Origin of the sequence: Arthrobacter sp. B6, assembly GCF_001663775.1 — a bacterium.
Taxonomy (GTDB): domain Bacteria; phylum Actinomycetota; class Actinomycetes; order Actinomycetales; family Micrococcaceae; genus Arthrobacter.
The window spans coordinates 1,152,095-1,168,866 of record NZ_KV467168.1 but is presented as its reverse complement, the minus strand read 5'-3'; the positions used below and the strand labels follow the sequence as shown (position 1 = coordinate 1,168,866).

Annotated in this window: 18 protein-coding genes; 10 read left to right on the top strand and 8 right to left on the bottom strand. The window is 65.0% G+C overall.

Features of this window, described 5'->3' with window-relative positions; genetic code table 11:
* Positions 1 to 103 precede the first annotated feature (103 nt).
* From galK to AU175_RS04975, 3 genes are read right to left on the bottom strand one after another with little or no spacing between them, the layout of a single operon-like run.
* The gene (galK, locus tag AU175_RS04985; RefSeq protein WP_066286342.1) at positions 104 to 1,291 is read right to left on the bottom strand and encodes a galactokinase; all 1,188 of its coding nucleotides are present in this window, start codon (positions 1,289 to 1,291) and stop codon (positions 104 to 106) included.
* Positions 1,288 to 2,472, bottom strand: coding sequence for a galactose-1-phosphate uridylyltransferase (gene galT / locus AU175_RS04980; protein WP_066286340.1), 1,185 nt, complete (start codon positions 2,470 to 2,472; stop codon positions 1,288 to 1,290). The genes galK and galT overlap by 4 nt, the downstream gene beginning before the upstream one ends.
* Positions 2,473 to 2,476: 4 nt before the next feature.
* Positions 2,477 to 3,355: a DeoR/GlpR family DNA-binding transcription regulator gene (locus tag AU175_RS04975; RefSeq protein WP_066286338.1), complete on the bottom strand. Its 879-nt coding sequence runs from the start codon at positions 3,353 to 3,355 to the stop codon at positions 2,477 to 2,479.
* Between the two features lie 136 nt (positions 3,356 to 3,491).
* Here AU175_RS04975 and AU175_RS04970 point away from each other — a divergent pair, with 136 nt between their 5' ends.
* Genes AU175_RS04970 through AU175_RS04955 form a run of 4 tightly spaced genes read left to right on the top strand, consistent with a single transcriptional unit; the run spans position 3,492 to position 7,709 of the window.
* Positions 3,492 to 4,451 carry an aldose 1-epimerase family protein gene (locus AU175_RS04970; RefSeq protein ID WP_066286332.1) on the top strand — a complete coding sequence of 320 codons (960 nt, stop codon included), beginning with the start codon at positions 3,492 to 3,494 and terminating at the stop codon, positions 4,449 to 4,451.
* Between the two features lie 39 nt (positions 4,452 to 4,490).
* Complete coding sequence (locus tag AU175_RS04965) at positions 4,491 to 5,855, top strand: AI-2E family transporter (RefSeq protein WP_082979011.1); 1,365 nt, start codon at positions 4,491 to 4,493, stop codon at positions 5,853 to 5,855.
* Positions 5,856 to 5,858: 3 nt separating this feature from the next.
* On the top strand, positions 5,859 to 7,097 hold the full coding sequence (gene ilvA / locus AU175_RS04960; RefSeq protein WP_066286331.1) for a threonine ammonia-lyase: 1,239 nt from the start codon (positions 5,859 to 5,861) through the stop codon (positions 7,095 to 7,097).
* A 6-nt stretch (positions 7,098 to 7,103) separates the two neighbouring features.
* On the top strand, positions 7,104 to 7,709 hold the full coding sequence (locus AU175_RS04955; RefSeq protein ID WP_066286330.1) for a rhomboid family intramembrane serine protease: 606 nt from the start codon (positions 7,104 to 7,106) through the stop codon (positions 7,707 to 7,709).
* 54 nt (positions 7,710 to 7,763) lie between these two features.
* Here the strand turns inward: AU175_RS04955 and greA are convergent, their stop codons facing one another.
* Together greA and AU175_RS04945 are read right to left on the bottom strand one after the other, a co-directional pair.
* Complete coding sequence (gene greA / locus AU175_RS04950) at positions 7,764 to 8,258, bottom strand: transcription elongation factor GreA (protein WP_066290572.1); 495 nt, start codon at positions 8,256 to 8,258, stop codon at positions 7,764 to 7,766.
* Positions 8,259 to 8,411: 153 nt separating this feature from the next.
* Positions 8,412 to 8,870: a DUF4307 domain-containing protein gene (locus AU175_RS04945; protein WP_066286328.1), complete on the bottom strand. Its 459-nt coding sequence runs from the start codon at positions 8,868 to 8,870 to the stop codon at positions 8,412 to 8,414.
* A gap of 106 nt (positions 8,871 to 8,976) precedes the next feature.
* Between AU175_RS04945 and mca the strand changes: the two genes are divergently transcribed.
* Positions 8,977 to 9,882 carry a mycothiol conjugate amidase Mca gene (gene mca, locus AU175_RS04940; RefSeq protein ID WP_066286325.1) on the top strand — a complete coding sequence of 302 codons (906 nt, stop codon included), beginning with the start codon at positions 8,977 to 8,979 and terminating at the stop codon, positions 9,880 to 9,882.
* A gap of 101 nt (positions 9,883 to 9,983) precedes the next feature.
* Positions 9,984 to 10,325, top strand: a complete 342-nt coding sequence (locus AU175_RS04935; RefSeq protein WP_066286323.1) for a hypothetical protein — start codon at positions 9,984 to 9,986, stop codon at positions 10,323 to 10,325.
* 131 nt (positions 10,326 to 10,456) lie between these two features.
* On the opposite strand, the gene trhA is transcribed toward AU175_RS04935, so the two are convergent.
* Positions 10,457 to 11,179 (bottom strand): PAQR family membrane homeostasis protein TrhA, encoded by a 723-nt coding sequence (gene trhA, locus AU175_RS04930; protein WP_197497035.1) that lies wholly within the window; start codon positions 11,177 to 11,179, stop codon positions 10,457 to 10,459.
* Positions 11,180 to 11,330: 151 nt separating this feature from the next.
* Between trhA and AU175_RS04925 the strand changes: the two genes are divergently transcribed.
* Both AU175_RS04925 and AU175_RS04920 read left to right on the top strand, forming a co-directional pair.
* Positions 11,331 to 12,092 (top strand): isoprenyl transferase, encoded by a 762-nt coding sequence (locus AU175_RS04925; RefSeq protein WP_066290568.1) that lies wholly within the window; start codon positions 11,331 to 11,333, stop codon positions 12,090 to 12,092.
* Positions 12,093 to 12,330: 238 nt separating this feature from the next.
* Positions 12,331 to 13,761, top strand: a complete 1,431-nt coding sequence (locus tag AU175_RS04920) for a PhoH family protein (protein ID WP_066286321.1) — start codon at positions 12,331 to 12,333, stop codon at positions 13,759 to 13,761.
* Positions 13,762 to 13,816: 55 nt separating this feature from the next.
* Here AU175_RS04920 and AU175_RS04915 read toward each other — a convergent pair whose 3' ends face one another.
* Together AU175_RS04915 and AU175_RS04910 are read right to left on the bottom strand one after the other, a co-directional pair.
* Positions 13,817 to 14,464, bottom strand: a complete 648-nt coding sequence (locus tag AU175_RS04915; RefSeq protein WP_066286320.1) for a GNAT family N-acetyltransferase — start codon at positions 14,462 to 14,464, stop codon at positions 13,817 to 13,819.
* Positions 14,465 to 14,537: 73 nt separating this feature from the next.
* Positions 14,538 to 15,332 (bottom strand): hypothetical protein, encoded by a 795-nt coding sequence (locus AU175_RS04910; protein WP_066286319.1) that lies wholly within the window; start codon positions 15,330 to 15,332, stop codon positions 14,538 to 14,540.
* 59 nt (positions 15,333 to 15,391) lie between these two features.
* On the opposite strand from AU175_RS04910, the gene AU175_RS04905 reads away from it, so the two are divergent.
* On the top strand, positions 15,392 to 15,949 hold the full coding sequence (locus tag AU175_RS04905; protein WP_066286317.1) for a prepilin peptidase: 558 nt from the start codon (positions 15,392 to 15,394) through the stop codon (positions 15,947 to 15,949).
* Positions 15,950 to 16,047: 98 nt separating this feature from the next.
* On the top strand, positions 16,048 to 16,518 hold the full coding sequence (locus AU175_RS04900; RefSeq protein WP_066286315.1) for an NUDIX hydrolase: 471 nt from the start codon (positions 16,048 to 16,050) through the stop codon (positions 16,516 to 16,518).
* Positions 16,519 to 16,772: the final 254 nt, after the last annotated feature.

Genomic DNA, 16,772 nt, shown 5'->3' with positions numbered 1-16,772 from the left:
CGCCCCAGGCGGCGTCCGCCGTCGAACATAAACACAAAGGAGAGGGTCCCCGCCGTGTGCATCTGGCACCGGCGGGGACCCTCTCGCTTTGGTCGGTAAGGCCCTACGAAAGGCGCATCGCTCCGGCGGCAGGGGTGACGGTGAAAATATCAGGAGCCTTGTACCCGGCCTCCGCAAAGGCGCGTTCGACGGCGGCACGCACCTGCTGCTCCAGCTCCACCGGGGTGAGGGCAATGGCCGCCCCGCCGAATCCGCCGCCGGTCATCCGGGCGCCGATTGCCCCGTTGGCGCGGGAAGAGGCCACTGCCGTGTCGAGTTCCGGGCAGGAGATCTCGAAATCATCGCGCATGGAGGCGTGGCTGGCGTCCAGCAGGGCGCCGATGGAACCCGGGCCCTCGCTGGCCAGCAGCTCCACGGTCTGCAGCACGCGGGCGTTCTCGGTCACCACGTGGCGCACCCGCCGGTAGGTGACCTCGTCCAGGAGTCCGGCGGCTTCCTCCAGATCCTCCACCCTGACGTCCCGGAGTGCCTTGACGCCCAGGACCTCTGCGCCCAGTTCGCAGGACGCGCGGCGCGAGGCGTAACCGCCGTCGGCATGAGAGTGGGAGACCTTGGTGTCGATTACCAGCATCACCAGCCCGGATTGGTCGGCGTCGAAAGGAACCAACTGGACGCTCTGGTCGCGGCAGTCCAGGAAGACGGCATGGCCCTTGGAACCGCGCAGGGAGGCTGACTGGTCCATGATGCCCGTGGGGGCGCCGACGAAGTCGTTCTCAGCGCGCTGTGTGGCGAGGACCATCTCTTCCGGCTCCAGTCCGGCACCCGTCAGGTCGTTGAGTGCGGAGATGACAGCGCACTCGATCGCGTGTGACGAGGAGAGGCCCGCGCCGAGGGGAACGTTGGAATCGAGCAGCAGATCCAGGCCCGGAACGGTGACGCCCCTTTGCTGCAGGGCCCACATGACGCCCAGCGGATACTTAGTCCAGCCCTTGGCGGAAGCGGCGTCGAGCGTGCCAAGATCCGCTCTGACCAGGCCCTGGTCCCCATAGGTGGAAAGAAGCCGGAGGGCCGAGTCTGTCCGGACTCCAATGGCCACCCGGGCGGTCTTGTCGATCGCGAACGGAAGCACAAAGCCCTCGTTGTAGTCGGTGTGCTCGCCGATCAGGTTGACGCGGCCCGGCGCCTGCCAGACGCCGTCGGGACGCCTGCCGAACTCCCGCTCAAAGCGGGCGGCCAGGTCCGCGGCGCTGCGCGGGGCCTGTGTGGTCAGCGGGTCAGGTGCGGCGCTCACGCGTGGGCTCCTTCGGGTAGGGCCCCCAGAGGGGCGGCAGAGGGGAGTGGGGTTGTGGCGGCGGGGGAGGGCGTAGACGCCGGGACGGTAACGGCACGGAGCCGTTCCGCAACGCTTTCGGGAGTGGTGTCGTTGATGAAGGCGCCCATCGCGGCTTCCGATCCGGCCAGGTATTTGAGCTTGTCCGCAGCCCTGCGCGGGGACGTCAGCTGCAGATGCAGGTAGCCGGCAGGGCGCAAAAGATCATCCAGGGGGGCCTGGTGCCACGCGGAGATGTAGGGCGTGGGCGTGGGGTAGAGGGCATCGAGCCGTTTGAGGAGGTCCAGATAAACATGGGCCAGCTCGTCCTTTTCCTCACCGCTCAACGCGGCGAGGTCAGGTACCTGCCGGTGCGGCACCAGGTGGATCTCGAGTGGCCAGCGGGCGGCGAAGGGCACATAGGCGCTGAAGTTTTCGCCCTCCATCACCATCCGGCTCCCGTCCTCCCTTTCGGCCCGCAGCAGCGACCCCGTGAGGGTCTGCCGCCCGCCGGAGCCATCGTAGAACTTCCGTGCCGCGGCGCCCAGGACCGCGGCCCTGGGCGTGACGTACGGGTAGGCATAGATCTGCCCGTGCGGGTGGTGGAGGGTGACGCCGATGTCGGCACCCCGGTTCTCGAACGGGAAAACCTGTTTGATTCCCGCCAGCTTACTGAGAGCTTCCGTGCGGTGCGCCCATGCCTCCACCACCGTGCGCGCCCGGGCTTCGCTCAGTCCGCTGAACGATCCCGTGTGATCCGGGGTGAAGGACACCACTTCGCAGCGCCCGTACGCGGGGCCGGTGGTTCCCCATGCCGGGGCGGCCGGTACCGGTCCCAGGGCCGGGCCCAGTGATGGGAAGCGGTTTTCGAACACCACAACGTCGTAGTCCGGCGCGGGTATCTCGGAGGGGTTGTTCCGTGTGGTGGGGCAGATGGGGCACTGGTCTGCAGGGGGCAGGTGCGTGCGTGACTGCCGGTGGGCTGCGACGGCCACCCATTCATCCGTGAGGGCGTCGAACCGTACTTCGCCGGGCTCGCCGCGCTCCGGCAGGGGCCGACGGTCCGTGGTGGTTTCTGCGGTGCGCGGCTTCGGCGTTGCGGTGTCGTCGAAATAGATCAGCTCCCGGCCGTCGGCGAGGTTCGTGCTGGTGGTACCTGTCATGGCGTTATTCCTTTGGCTGCTGATGGCTGGGGTGGCCGGGTGTCAAGGGGGAGGCGCTGGCTGATTCCGCAGGCCCGCGGGGGCTGTCTGGAATCCTTGCCGTACGAATGTCGGGGACAGCTTGTTGGAGGGCGGTCAGGGCGCCGGCTGGGGCTTTGCGGATCCCGCTGTCCGTGACCAGTGTGTGGATCGCAGACAGGGGGCATATTCGGGCCAGGCCGACGAGCCCGTGCTTGCTGGAGTCCGCGAGGATCGCCAGCTGCGCAGATGCTCTGACCATGGCGGTGTTCACCTCGGCTTCGAGGAGGTTGGGCGAGGTAACCCCGGCCCGGACGTCCAGTCCGTGGGCGCCCATAAAGCAAAGATCGGCGGCAATGGTGCTGATGGCCTGGACAGTCAAGGGGCCGACGAGGGCCTCGGACGGTGTCCGCTCCCCGCCCAGCACGAGCGTCCGAATGCCGCCGGTGTCCCCGGCCGTATCCGTGGCCGCAAGCGAGTTGGCTACCATGACCGAGTTGGTGGCCACGGTGAGACCGTAGTTCCGGGGCAGGATCCTGGCCAGTTCAAATGTTGTGGTTCCCCCGGAAACGAGCAGCGTCATCCCGGGCTGGACCAGTTTCAGCGCTGCTGCCGCGATGGCCGCCTTGGCGGGCTGTTCGCGCGTGGACTTGCTCGCGAACGCAGGTTCGAGCGCGCTGAAGCTGTCCGTCCGTGCTGCTCCGCCGTGGACCCGCAAAACCAGTCCGCCGGCGTCCAGGGCCTCGATGTCGCGGCGGATGGTCATTTCCGAAACGTCCAAAAGTGCGGCGAGGGCGGTTACCCGTACGGTTCCCCCGCTGTGGACCTCCTGAAGGATCACGTGCTGCCGTTGTGCCGCGAGCATGCTTTCCTTCCCGCCTCGCTGGTCCTGGTGCCAGCACAATTGTTACACGTTTAGATCAAAAAAGAATAGTTTCAAACAAAAGACAACAAGCGTGGGCAGTGGGACTGTTGGCGCCGCGCCATGTACGGTGGTGCCCATGACTTCACCTTCCCTTCCGGGGACCAGCGTCCCCTCCGGCTTTCGGAGCTACGCCAGCGGACGGCAGTACGAGCTCCGGCGCGGGGATGCGTTCGCCGTCGTGACCGAGCTGGCGGCGGGCCTGCGCCTCTACTCCCGGGACGGCGTGCAGCTCACCGAGACCTATGGCGATTCCGAGATTTCTCCCGGGGCCGCAGGCATCACCCTCGCACCCTGGGCAAACCGGGTGGAAGACGGCGTCTGGTACCTCGATGGCAAGAAACAGCAGCTGGACATCACCGAAGTGTCCCGCAACAACGCCAGCCACGGACTGCTCCGGAACGCGTCCTACAGCCTGGTGGACGAATCACAGTTTTCCGTGACGCTGGAAGCGACCGTTTTCCCCCAGCATGGCTACCCTTTCCTGCTGCGGCATCGGGTGCAGTACCTGCTGGGCGAGGACCTGGGTCTCGTGGTCCGGCAAACACTGGCCAACGACTCCAAGGCGCCGGCCCCCTTTGTCCTGGGCGCCCATCCTTACCTGAGGCTTGGGGACACCAACCTCGACGAACTGCTGCTGACGGTGTCCGCTGGCACCCGGCTTGTCGCCGATGAGCGGAAGATTCCGCGGAGCTCCGAACCCGTCAGTGGAGACACGGACCTCCGCGGGGGCCGGCGCGTGGGAAGCCTGGACCTCGACGTCGCCCTGACAGACATAACGTTCGACGGCGGCACGAGCCGCCATACGCTGACCGCCGCGGACGGCCGCAGCGTCAGCCTGTGGCAGGACGAAGCGTGCACGTACGTCCATATATTTGTCACAACGACCTTTCCAGGCAGGGAGCGGGCGGTTGCAATCGAGCCAATGACTGGACCTGCCAATGCCTTCAACTCCGGGGACGGGCTCCGCTGGCTTCCGCCAGGGGAGAGCTTCACGATGTCGTGGGGAATCGATGCCACGCTGGGAAAAGCCGGGTAGCGGTTTCCCATAAACCCGCAGCTGGGGAAGTATTAGGCTATGACGCCAGCTGAGGACGCCAAACCGGTCGACCGTCCCGCCACCCCGAAGCCAGCAGGCAGGTTCTCGGCCGACCCGGCCGGGCGTTCTGACGGTGCCCCTCCGCTGCGGGTCCAGGCCGACCGTGATCTGGACCGCGACATCCCTTACGGCGTCCGCATCGCGGCATCATGGGCTTGGCGGCTGGGACTAATCCTCTTGGTGGGAAGTGCGCTGATCTGGCTCCTCAGCCGGATCAGCTTCCTCCTGATCCCCGTCATGGTCGCCGCCCTGCTGGCCGGCCTGCTTAGCCCCATTACACGCTGGCTCAGGGCGCAGCGAGTGCCCAATGGGGGTGCCGTGGCGATTACTGTCCTGGGCTTCCTCGGGCTCATCGGCGGTGCCCTGGCGCTCGTGGGGCGGCAGCTTGTGGCGGGATTCAGCGAGCTGTGGAGCGAGGCGCTGGCCGGAATCCAGCAGATCCAGGGCTGGCTGGCGGAAGGACCGCTCCACCTGACAGCGGCCCAGATCGACCAGTATCTGGAGGAGGCAGCAGCCGCGCTGCAGAATAACAGCAGCAGCATCCTGAGCGGCGCCCTCTCCTTCGGCAGCACTGCGGGGCATTTTGCAGCGGGACTTATCCTGGCGTTGTTCATCCTGATCTTTTTCCTCCTGGAAGGTGACCGGATCTGGGCTTTCCTGGTCCGGCTGCTGCCGAGGAATGCCCGCGCTGCCACCTTCGGCGCCGGCCGCAAGGGCTGGGCATCCATGGTCAACTACGCCCGCATCCAGATGTTCGTGGCTTTTGTGGACGCCGTGGGAATCGGCGTGGGTGCCGCCATCATCGGGGTTCCGCTGGCGCTTCCGCTGGGTGTGCTGGTGTTCATCGGCTCCTTCATCCCCATTGTCGGCGCCCTGGTCACCGGAGCTGTGGCTGTGCTCCTCGCCCTCGTGGCCAACGGCTGGGTCAACGCGCTGATCATGCTGGGGATCGTGCTGCTGGTCCAGCAGCTGGAAAGCCATATCCTGCAGCCGCTCGTCATGGGCAAGGCTGTGGCCCTGCATCCGGTGGCCGTGATCCTGGCAGTGGCAGCGGGTTCCTACCTCGCCGGCATCCCCGGCGCACTCTTCTCCGTGCCCATCCTGGCCGTAGCAAACTCGGCGATTCGATATATTGCTGCCAGAACATGGGAACATGAAGGAGTGCTGGCGGCGGCGAGCCCGGGTGTACCCGGGGGCTCCGGATCCAGCCAAGACACTACCTTCAAGGATGTCTACCTTCCCGGTGCGAACCGGGGCCGCGGCAAGGGCGCCGCACAGTCAACGGGAACTCCCGCCGGTCATTCCGGCCCGGATGCCCCAGCCGAATTTCCTAAAGGAGACTAGTTCGTGAAAACCCTCAATAGCCTGCCCATCACGCTGGACAATGTCCTGGAGGCGCAGAAGCTGCTTGAAGGGATTATTACGCGGACCCCGGTGGAATCTTCCCGGGCGTTGGGCGGCATGGTGGGCGGCGACGTCTTCTTTAAGTGCGAAAACCTCCAGCGTGCGGGCTCCTTCAAAGTCCGCGGTGCCTATGTCCGCATGGCCAAGCTTTCCAACGAAGAGAAGAAGCGGGGCGTGGTTGCTGCGTCGGCCGGAAACCACGCGCAGGGGGTTGCCGTTGCGGCCAAGAGCCTGGGCATCAAGGCGCGCATCTACATGCCGCTTGGTGTCGCGCTGCCCAAGCTGGCCGCCACCCGCAGCCACGGCGCAGAAGTAATCCTGCACGGGCACAATGTGGACGAAGCCCTCGCCGAAGCCCAGCGCTACGCAAATGAGACCGGCGCAGTCTTTGTCCACCCGTTCGACAACGTGGACGTTGTAGCCGGACAGGGCACAGTGGGGCTGGAAATCCTCGAACAGATCCCCGACGTGGACACTATCCTGATGGGAGTCGGCGGGGGCGGCCTGCTGGCCGGCGTGGCCGTCGCCGTAAAGGCGCGGGCAAGGGAACTTGGCCGCGACATCCGTATCATCGGCGTCCAGGCGGAGAACGCGGCCGCGTACCCGCCGTCGCTGGCCGCGGATGCCCTTGTTCCGCTGAAAAGGGTTTCCACCATGGCCGACGGCATCGCTGTGGGCCGCCCAGGCCAGCTGCCGTTCAGCATCATCCGCGAGCTTGTGGATGACGTTGTCACGGTCAGCGAGGATTCCCTGGCCCGTGCGCTGATCTTCCTGCTGGAACGGGCCAAGCTGGTGGTGGAGCCCGCCGGGGCCGTGGGCGTTGCCGCACTGATGGACGGCAAGATCGAGAATCCGGGCACCACAGCAGTGATCCTGTCCGGCGGCAACATCGATCCGATGCTGATGCTTAAGGTGATCCAGCGCGGCCTGTCCGCCGCCGGGCGATACATGACCGTGCGGATGATGCTGGATGACCGGCCTGGCTCATTGGCCACCATCGCCCGGATCATTGCCGAGAACGACGCCAACGTGACCGGGCTGGACCACACTCGGGTGGGCGGTTCCATTAGCATGGGCGACGTGTCCATCACCGTCAATCTTGAAACCAAGGGACATGAGCACTGCGAGCAGGTGCTCGGAGCACTCCGGGCCGAGGGCTTCCAGCCCATCGTGGTGCACTAGGCAGCCATGCTGGATGCACTGGGAGACGGAAAGCCACGGAGCCGTGAAACAACCGCCTCCCGCGCCAAGGGCGGGCTTCTGGTGGTGGGCAGTTTTGTGCTCGTCCTTTTTGTCATCGAGATCGTCAACATGCTGACCCTCCATTCGCTGAACCGGACTTTCGGCCTACGGCCACGGAGCCTGGACGGGCTCCTGGACATCTTCACCTTCCCGCTGCTCCACGCGAGCCTGAACCACCTGCTTTCGAACACCCTGCCGTTGATAATCTTCGGGTTCCTGGTATTTCTTTCCGGGCTGCGTGTCTTCCTCACGGCCCTGGCTTTCAGTTGGCTGGGCTCCGGGGTGGCAGTGTGGCTGATCGGCGACGGCGGTGTGACCGTGGGCGCATCCGGACTGGTCTTTGGCCTCTTCGCTTTCCTGCTGGTGCGGGGTTTCTTCAATCAAAGCTGGGGCCAAATCCTGCTGGCCGTCGTGCTGTTTATGGCCTACGGCAGTATCCTGCTCGGCGTGCTGCCCTTCGTTGCGGCGTACATTTCCTGGCAGGCGCACCTGGGCGGGGCCCTGGGTGGAGTGGCTGCCGCCCTCCTGATGCGGCCGCGGGACAGAATCTAAGAAAAAAGAGCCGGCCACCTGCTGGTGGCCGGCTCTTCCTGAGGATAAAACTTCTTACGCGGCGTAGGGCTTGGCCGAGAGGATCTCCACGGTGATGTCTTTGCCGTTCGGTGCCGTGTAGCTCAGCGTGTCGCCCTCTTTGTGGCCCACGATCGCCGCACCGAGCGGTGACTTTTCGCTGAAGACGTCAATGTCGGAGTCTCCTGCGATTTCGCGGGAGCCCAGCAGAAACGTCTCTTCGTCACCGGCGATCTTGGCAACGACAATCATGCCGGGTTCGACGATTCCGTCGTCGGCGGGAGCTTCCCCCACATGGGCATCACGCAACAGCGCAGTGAGCTGGCGGATGCGTGCCTCGATCTTGCCCTGTTCTTCCTTCGCAGCATGGTAGCCGCCGTTCTCCTTGAGGTCACCCTCCTGGCGGGCTGCTTCAATCTTCTGGACAATTTCCGCCCGGCCAGCGCCGGAAAGGTGGTCCAGCTCTGCCTTCAGGCGGTCAAAAGCTTCCTGTGTGAGCCAGGCTGCAGGCGCGCTGTTGGTGGTCGACACGGACTTCTCCTTTTCGGTCATACATGCAAAAGACCCCGCCACGGTGGCCACTTGTGGAACTCAGTAACCAGCTCAGCGGGGTAAAGGTATTGCTCCATTGTAGTCAATCCTCTGGATATAACCCAACAAGCAAGCGGCGCAGATCACATTCTGCTATTTGCTGCCGTCCGGAATCCAGCAGCTGTCAACCACTCCGGACACCGACAGCGACTCGGTCTTCAGCACGGCGCGCTGGGAAATGGTCCGGCCGCCGTCGGCTGTCCCGTCGGCCTCGCCGGCCGGGATGTCCACAACCTTCCAACCCACCACCGCAAACTTCGAATCCAGCGCCTTGACGGCACATTTGACAGCCGTCCCAGGCTCCCGTGTGACCTGGAAATCCACTTCCGTCTGCGTGGCGTCAGTGGTGCTGTAACCAATGTCCTTGAACGTCACGCCGGAGACGGCTGAGGACGTGGACACCCAGGCCATAAAGCCGATTCCGCCCGCCAGCGCCGCGGCGCCAATGACGCGCTTCGCCGGGCGGGACAGCCTGCGCTTTTGAGGGCCATAACGATTGGCTAGGCTAGTGTCTGCTGGCGCGGAAACGGCGGGCTGATCCTGGGAAGTCACCAGTCCAGTTTAGTGCGGATTCCGGGCCCCGGATTTCCGGGCCTGCCAGTCCCACCAGTACAAGCGGCCAGCACAAGGGCTGCATGACATAAGGAACCGTCCACCAATGACAGCGTCCAGTTCCACCGCGGCCACGCTCCGGCTGCTTGCCGTCCATGCCCACCCGGACGACGAGTCCAGCAAAGGCGCGGCGACCATGGCCATGTACGCGGCCTCCGGCGTGGACGTCATGGTGGCCACGTGCACGGACGGGTCCAGGGGCGATATCCAGAACCCCGCCGTCGAAGGGGAACCCCACCCGAAACGGGACATGGCAGGCGCACGGCGCCTCGAGATGGAACGGGCGGCCCAGGTTCTGGGCATCCGGCAGCGCTGGCTGGGCTTCGTGGACTCCGGACTCCCCGAGGGTGATCCGCTCCCGCCACTGCCAGCCGGCTCCTTTGCCACACAGCCGCTGGAGCGCGCGGCCGCGCCGCTGGTGCGGCTGGTCAGGGAATTCAGGCCGCAGGTGATCATCAGCTACGACGAAAACGGCGGCTACCCCCACCCCGACCACATCATGGCCCACAGGGTGGCTGTGGAAGCCTTCAAGTCTGCCGGAGACCCGGACCGCTACCCGGATGCCGGGGAGCCATGGGAGCCCAGCAAGCTTTACTACGACCGTGCCTTCAGCCCGGAACGGTTCCGTGCACTGCATTTCGCCCTGGAGGAGGCAGGACTCCAGTCGCCGTACGCAGAACGGCTCGCCGCCTGGCTGGAAACGGACGCCGAAGGACACACTCCGCCGCCCGCTGGCCATCCCACCACAACCCAGATCGACTGCGGTGACTACTTTGAAGCCCGCGACGACGCCCTCCGTGCCCATAGGACACAGGTGGATCCGCTGGGCTTCTTCTTCGCTGTCGCCCCCGAGATGCAGCGCCGCGCCTGGCCGTGGGAAGACTACTCGCTGATCCAGTCGCGGATCCCGGCGGAACTGCCGGAGAAGGACCTTTTCGCGGGGCTAAGATAGAGACAGCAGGCATTTCTATGCCGCGTAGAAGTGTGGCCCGCTGTGACTGGATCTTCAGTCCGCAGCCGGATGCCTATCAGTTTCCATAGAAGGTTTATACCGTGCATCACTTGCTCCTCGCCCTGGCCACCACACCGTCTCCACTGCCCACGCCTTCGCTGCGTGAGGGCGTGTCCGAGGACCAGATCACACCGGGCCTGTGGGGCTTCATCATGACTGCCTTCTTTGTGCTGGCAACCACACTGCTGATCGTGGACATGGTGCGCCGTATCCGCCGGGTCCGGTACCGTGCGCAGGTGGAGGAAGAACGCCTGGCGGCCGCAGCGGCCGCGGATGTCGAAGCCGCCGACGCTCATGACGGCATGGCTGCTCCGGAGAGCAGTGCAGGACTCGAGGGAAACGGTCAGGGCACGGCCGCTGACCGTTCCCAACCGCGTGACTAGAGCGGGCCGAACTCCCGCACTTCCTGCGGGGTACGGTCAGCCCAAAGACCCCACTTTAGGTTTGGAAAAGCTTTCACCCCTGTTGAACCTTTCGAACGCACGCCACGGGGGCCGCCGCCAGGCACGCACACTCAGCTGAGGACGGCAATGGCGATGGCCGCAAAGTGCGCGGCAAAGGCCAGCACGGTGAGCGCGTGGAACAGTTCATGGAAGCCGAAGTGCTCGTAGCTGAAGTTGGGTTTCTTGAGGGCATAGAAGACGGCCCCGGTGATGTAGAGAACGCCGCCGACGCAGATCAGGAGGGCGGCGGGAGCGCTGGCCGCGAAGAAGTCGGGCAGGTAGAACAGCGCACCGCAGCCCAGCGCGATGTAGATCGGCACGTACAGCCAGCGTGGGGCATGCGTCCACAGCAGCCGGAAAAGCACGCCCAGGATGGCCCCGGACCAGATGACCCACAGCAGGAGCACGGCTTTGGGGCGCTCCAGCAGTGACCAAGCCAGCGGTGTGTAGCTGCCCGCGATGACCAACATGATGTTGGTGTGGTCCAGCCGTTTAAGGACAATTCTTACGCCGGGCGACCAGTTGCCGCGGTGGTAAACGGCGCTGATGCCGAAGAGCAGGACGCCGGTGGCAGCGTAGATGGCCGAAGTGATCTTGCGGTCGGCCGTAGGGGCCAGGAGGATCAGGATGGCGCCCGCGATCAGGGCCAGGGGTGCCGTGACAGTGTGGATCCAGCCGCGCCATTTGGGTTTGATCGTGAGCAGTTCGGCCAGGCGGACGGCAGCGTCATCAAGGGGGCCTGAACCGGCTTCCGGCGCTTGGCCCGGCGGGCCGTCGGGAGTCTTGCTGTTCATGGCTCCAGAATAACCTACGCCCCAGTAAGTTACTCCCGGGTAATATTGGGTCGCTGGTCACACGGCCGCCCGGCTCCGCCCTTCCGCTTCCGGACGGTAGCCTAGGATGTGCAAGGCGTCGTACAGCAAGGGAAGTCAGGTGAGTCTCCGCGTGGAATTGCCCGGGTTCCTCTATGGCTTCTACGAGCGCAGGCTGCTCAGGGACCTTGCCGGCGACCGCATCCCCAGGCATATCGGCGTGATGGTGGATGGCAACCGGCGGTGGGCAAAGCAGTTCAATGCGCCAACCAGCCAGGGCCACCAGGCAGGAGCGGACAAGATCCACGAATTCCTCGGCTGGTGCCAGGAACTCGGCATAAAAGTGGTTACCCTTTACATGCTCTCAACGGACAACATGAGCCGGTCCAGCGAAGAGCTGGACCTCCTGATGGGGATCATCGCCAACACCCTGGATCGCCTGGATGAGGACGCCAACATCTCGGTGCACGCGATGGGCGCGCCGGAATTGCTTCCCGGCTACCTTGCTGAACGCCTCAACAAACTGACAGCCCGGACGCCCGTGCGGGAAAAGATCCACGTCAACGTGGCCGTGGGTTATGGCGGTCGCCGGGAGATCGTTGATGCGGTGCGGGAGCTGCTCCACGACGCGGTTGCGAACGGTGCGGATATTTCGAAGCTGGCAGACAGCCTGAGTGTTGATGATATTTCGCGTTTCCTGTACACGCGTGGCCAGCCCGATCCCGACCTGGTGATCAGGACCTCAGGTGAACAGCGGCTGTCCGGATTCCTGATGTGGCAGAGCGCGTACAGCGAGTTCTACTTCTGTGAAGCGCTGTGGCCGGCCTTCCGCAAAGTGGACTTCCTTCGGGCACTCCGGGACTACGCGGGCAGGCAGCGGCGCTTCGGCACCTGAACCGCCGCAGTTCACCCGGAGTTCACGTGGCCGCAACAGGAATCGCCGACGGATAAAGCCGGAAATTAGTTGCAGTGGATTTACGTTGTAACCATCAGCAGGCAAAACCGCCGGCTGATCGGGGAGGCCAGTACATGGAGCGATGTTTCGCACCGGTTGTATGGGAGGCCGAGTCCGGCCTCCAGGCCGAGCCGCCTCACCAATAACAATTCCGGGCACGCCCGGGGCTGGAGTCGATGTGGCTATTTCTGAACAACTGCCCGAGGTCGTTTTTGATCAGGGACAGAAAGCTACCTCTCGCGCCACGCGAGCAACCTCAACAACCGGTGCAGCAGACGAAAAGCCTGCGGCCGGTTTTGCTGTCTCCGGAAGGGATGCCACCATCAGCAGCTTCGTCATTGACACGTCCGTCCTGCTCTCTGACCCGCGGGCGCTGCTGCGCTTCGCCGAGCACGAGGTCATCGTTCCGATCGTGGTTATCAGCGAGCTGGAAGGCAAGCGGCACGATCCCGAACTCGGCTATTTTGCCCGCAAGGCCCTGCGTCTCCTCGATGACCTCCGCGTTAAACATGGCGGCCTCAACCAGCCCATCCCGATTGGTGACGACGGCGGTAGCCTCATGGTGGAGATGAACCACATTTCGGCTGAGGTGCTTCCGATGGGCTTCCGCAGCGGGGACAACGACAGCAGGATCCTGGCTGTGGCCAAGAACCTTGCCAATGAAGGCCGGAACGTCACCGTGGTTTCGAAGGACCTGCCTATGCGCGTCAAGGCCTCCGCCATGGGGCTGACCGCAGACGAGTACCGCAATGAATTGGTGAAGGACTCAGGCTGGACCGGCGTCGGGGAAGTGGAAGCCAGCGAGGAGGAAATCTCGACGCTGTACGGCCACGAGCCCGTTTTCATCCCTGCGGCCGCGGAAATGCCAGTCAACACGGGACTGGTGCTTCTCTCGAACAGGGGCTCGGCCCTGGGGAGGGTGGGCGCCGACAAGCAGGTCAGGCTCGTCAAGGGGGACCGCGACGTCTTCGGCCTGCACGGGCGCTCGGCCGAGCAGCGGCTGGCCATCGACATGCTGATGGATCCCGGCGTCGGAATTGTGTCTATCGGGGGACGGGCAGGAACCGGCAAGTCGGCGCTTGCCCTGTGCGCGGGCCTGGAAGCGGTACTGGAACGCCGCGAGCACCGGAAGGTCATTGTTTTCCGGCCCCTCTATGCCGTGGGCGGCCAGGAGCTCGGCTACCTGCCCGGCTCCGAATCGGAAAAGATGAACCCCTGGGCGCAGGCGGTCTTTGACACCCTGGGCGCCCTGGTCAGCCAGGAGGTCGTGGAAGAAGTCATGGACAGGGGGATGCTGGAAGTCATGCCCCTGACCCACATCCGCGGACGCTCACTGCATGACGCCTTCGTGATTGTGGACGAGGCCCAGTCACTGGAGAAGAATGTGCTCCTCACGGTGATGAGCCGCATCGGCCAGAACTCCAAGATCGTCCTCACCCACGACGTCGCCCAGCGTGACAACCTGCGCGTCGGACGGCATGACGGCATCGCCGCCGTCGTCGAAACCTTGAAGGGCCACCCGCTCTTCGGCCACATCACCCTCACCCGCTCCGAACGCTCACCGATAGCAGCGCTGGTGACAGAACTCCTGGAAGGCGCCGAAATCTAGCCACTTACGGTATGTGCGGGGCCGTGGTCCAGTTCGTCGGGCCACGGCCCGGAACCTAACCGATGCCGAGATACTTGGCCGCCGCTTCGTGGCCCTCTACTTGGAGGGTCCAGTCGGGGCGCTTGAACGTCGCCGGGGTGAGGCGGACTTTTTGGACTTCCTCTGCTTTGTCGCCCCAAGCGGTCCTGGTGACGCCGTTGAGTTCGTAACCGAGCGCGCGGGAAACGCCCAGGGATGCGGCATTCCAGGCTGCGGCCTCGGACTCTGCCACTTCGGCTTTGAGCCAGTCGAACGCGTAAAGTGCGACGGCGGCGCGCATCTCCTTGCCGAGCCCCCGGCCGTGAACGGACTGCTTGAGCCACGAGCCCGTGCTGACGGTTTTGAGGGCGGCGAAGTCCTTGGCGCCGATGTCCTGGCACCCGATGAATTCATTTTCGTGCCAGATGCCGAGGAGCAGGGTCCAGGATTTCGGCGTTACTTCGCTCCGGCAGCGCCAATAAAACTGCGCCATTTTTGGACCGAGCTCCCCGGCAGGGAGCTCCGCCCAAGGCGTGCTGAAGGGGTTCCGGCCGGGCTCGTGGACTCCGCTCCGCGCCGCCGCCAGGGCAGCCGGAATGTCGTCGTCGGTGATGGGCCGCAGCACCAGCCGGGGTGTGGTCAGCGTCAGGCCGAAAAGCGGCCACAGGGAAGTCAGCTCGGTCATCAGGGAAGCCTAGCCCACGGCCGGCCGTTCAGCCCGTCAAGCAGCAACCCCAGGCGCGATGCCAGCGCCTGGCTCAGGCGGAGATATCCCAGCTGATGTGGCGCCGGACGTCCGTAAGGTTCATCGACTCCGCCAGGAAGAGGTCATCCAGCATGTACTCATCAACCGCGATGACCCGAAGCCAGTGTCCGTAGTCACGCGTCGCTGCCTCCAGCGACTGGCTGGACACGCAGACGCCCGTCTCAAGGTCGATACGTATCCGATTGCTGCCCGGCATGCACAGCGGTGCGGCAGGGTCTGCGGCGTGATAGGCGGCTGTTGGAGTCACGATGGCCTCAAGGGCCTGCCGCCCGTCGTGGTCGACCCGGCGCACGTCAGTGATGTCCACGGAGTTGCTGCCCGGAAATTCCATGGGGACGGGGGCGTTCCCCGCCAGCTCGACAGGATCGAGGGCGGCTGAAAAGCGGCCGTTGCCGAAACCTGGTTCACCGTAGGCCGCTTCGGGGCGGCGCCTCACCAGGCCGCCGTCATCGTAAACGGGCGCCACCAGGTGCGGCGGCAGCAGCCACGACTTCCGGGTTGCGCTGACGTAGAACCCATCCTTGGAGTCATTGATCCCTGTTGTGCTGTGGAGGACAAGTCCGTCGGCCGTTTCCAGGCGGAGGGCACCTGGCCGGCGCAGCCATGCGCGCACCAACGGTGCAGAAGGATCGGGGGCCTCGGCAAAGGGCTCGTCCCAGTACTCAAAGCGGAGGCTCTGCCATTTCCAGGGCGAAGACCTGCAGAGGTTCCGGAACACCGTGGTCAGGTCCGCGGGAGAATCGCCGCGGTCCGGATCCGGCCGGCGCCTGGTGTCCCATGTCGACATATCCACAGTTTACGCGTGGGCCCTCCGGCCGGAAGCGAAAATCCAGTAGCATCCGAGGGGTGATCCGACGACTGGACGAACTTTGGGAAGCCGCCCCGCTGGCCTTCTGGCTGGTCTTGGCGGCGTGTGCCTATTTTGCGGTGATGGCGGTACGGCTGACCATCATCGACGTCCGCCATCATCTCCTGCCCAACCGGATCGTTTTTCCGTCCTACGCTGTGGCGGGCGTCCTGCTGGCGGCGGCTGCGGTGGTCCCCGCGATTTCCGGGGCCTGGGCGCTGCCCGCCGGCCCGGACGGCGCGGCAGCCCTGTTCGGCCTTCCGGCCCTGCGGATCCTGGCCGGGGGTGCGGTTCTTTGGGGCTTCTATTTTGTGCTGCGGCTGGTCTATCCGCCCGGGATGGGATTCGGGGATGTCAAGCTCGCGGGAGTCCTGGGCATGTACCTGGGGTACCTGGGATGGACGCACCTTTTTGCCGGCACTTTTGCGGCGTTCCTGCTCGGCGGCCTCTGGAGCCTGGCCTTGCTTGCGGCCCGCCGGGGTACGTTGAAATCCTCCATCCCGTTCGGTCCGTTTATGTTGGCCGGTGCGGCCGCCGCCATGCTGCTGCCGGCCTGACGCAATCCGGGTTTCCCCGCCCAGCGTGCCCCAGTCCGGCGTGCCCCGTCCGGCACGCCCTCGCGCCGTCGCCCGCGCCGGCCCGTTAGGCTGTCAGCATGCCTGCTCCTGACTACATCCTCAAGCTCCGCGAGAAGGTGGGACACGACCCGCTGTGGGTACCCGGTGTCCGCGGCGTGGTCTTTGACCACTCGGGCCGGGTTCTTTTGGCCCGGCGTGCCGACAACGGCCACTGGGCACTCATCACCGGCATGTTGGATCCGGGCGAACCGCCGGCGCGTGGTCTCGTGCGCGAGATCTTCGAGGAAACCGCAGTTGTGGCGGAGGCAGAACGGGTTGTCTCGGTGGGCACCGTCGGCCCGTTCACCTATCCCAACGGTGACGTCTGCGAATTCCTGGATGTGGTGTTCCGCTGCCGCTACGTTTCAGGCACTGCGCGGGTAAATGATGACGAGTCCCTCGACGTCGGCTGGTTCAGCCTGGACGACCTGCCTGAACTGATGCCGGGCCACCTCACGAGCATCCGCCGTGCCCTGGCTCCGGCGGAGGCAGCCCACTTCGAACCCTGACCGGGGTAGCAGTGCGCGAGCGTACACTTGTGGCCCGCGCTTCCGCGCGAGCGTACACTTGTGGCCCGCGCTTCTGCGCGAGCGTACACTTGTGGCCCGCGCTTCTGCGCGAACGTACACCTGCGGCCCGACTATGCGCGGGGTCTTAAGCGCACAGTACGACGGCGGCCGCCCGCCTTCGTTGTGAAGGTGGGCGGCCGCCGTCGTACGGGGGGCCTCCGGTCGTCTGGGGACCTATGCCTTGTGCGGCGGGC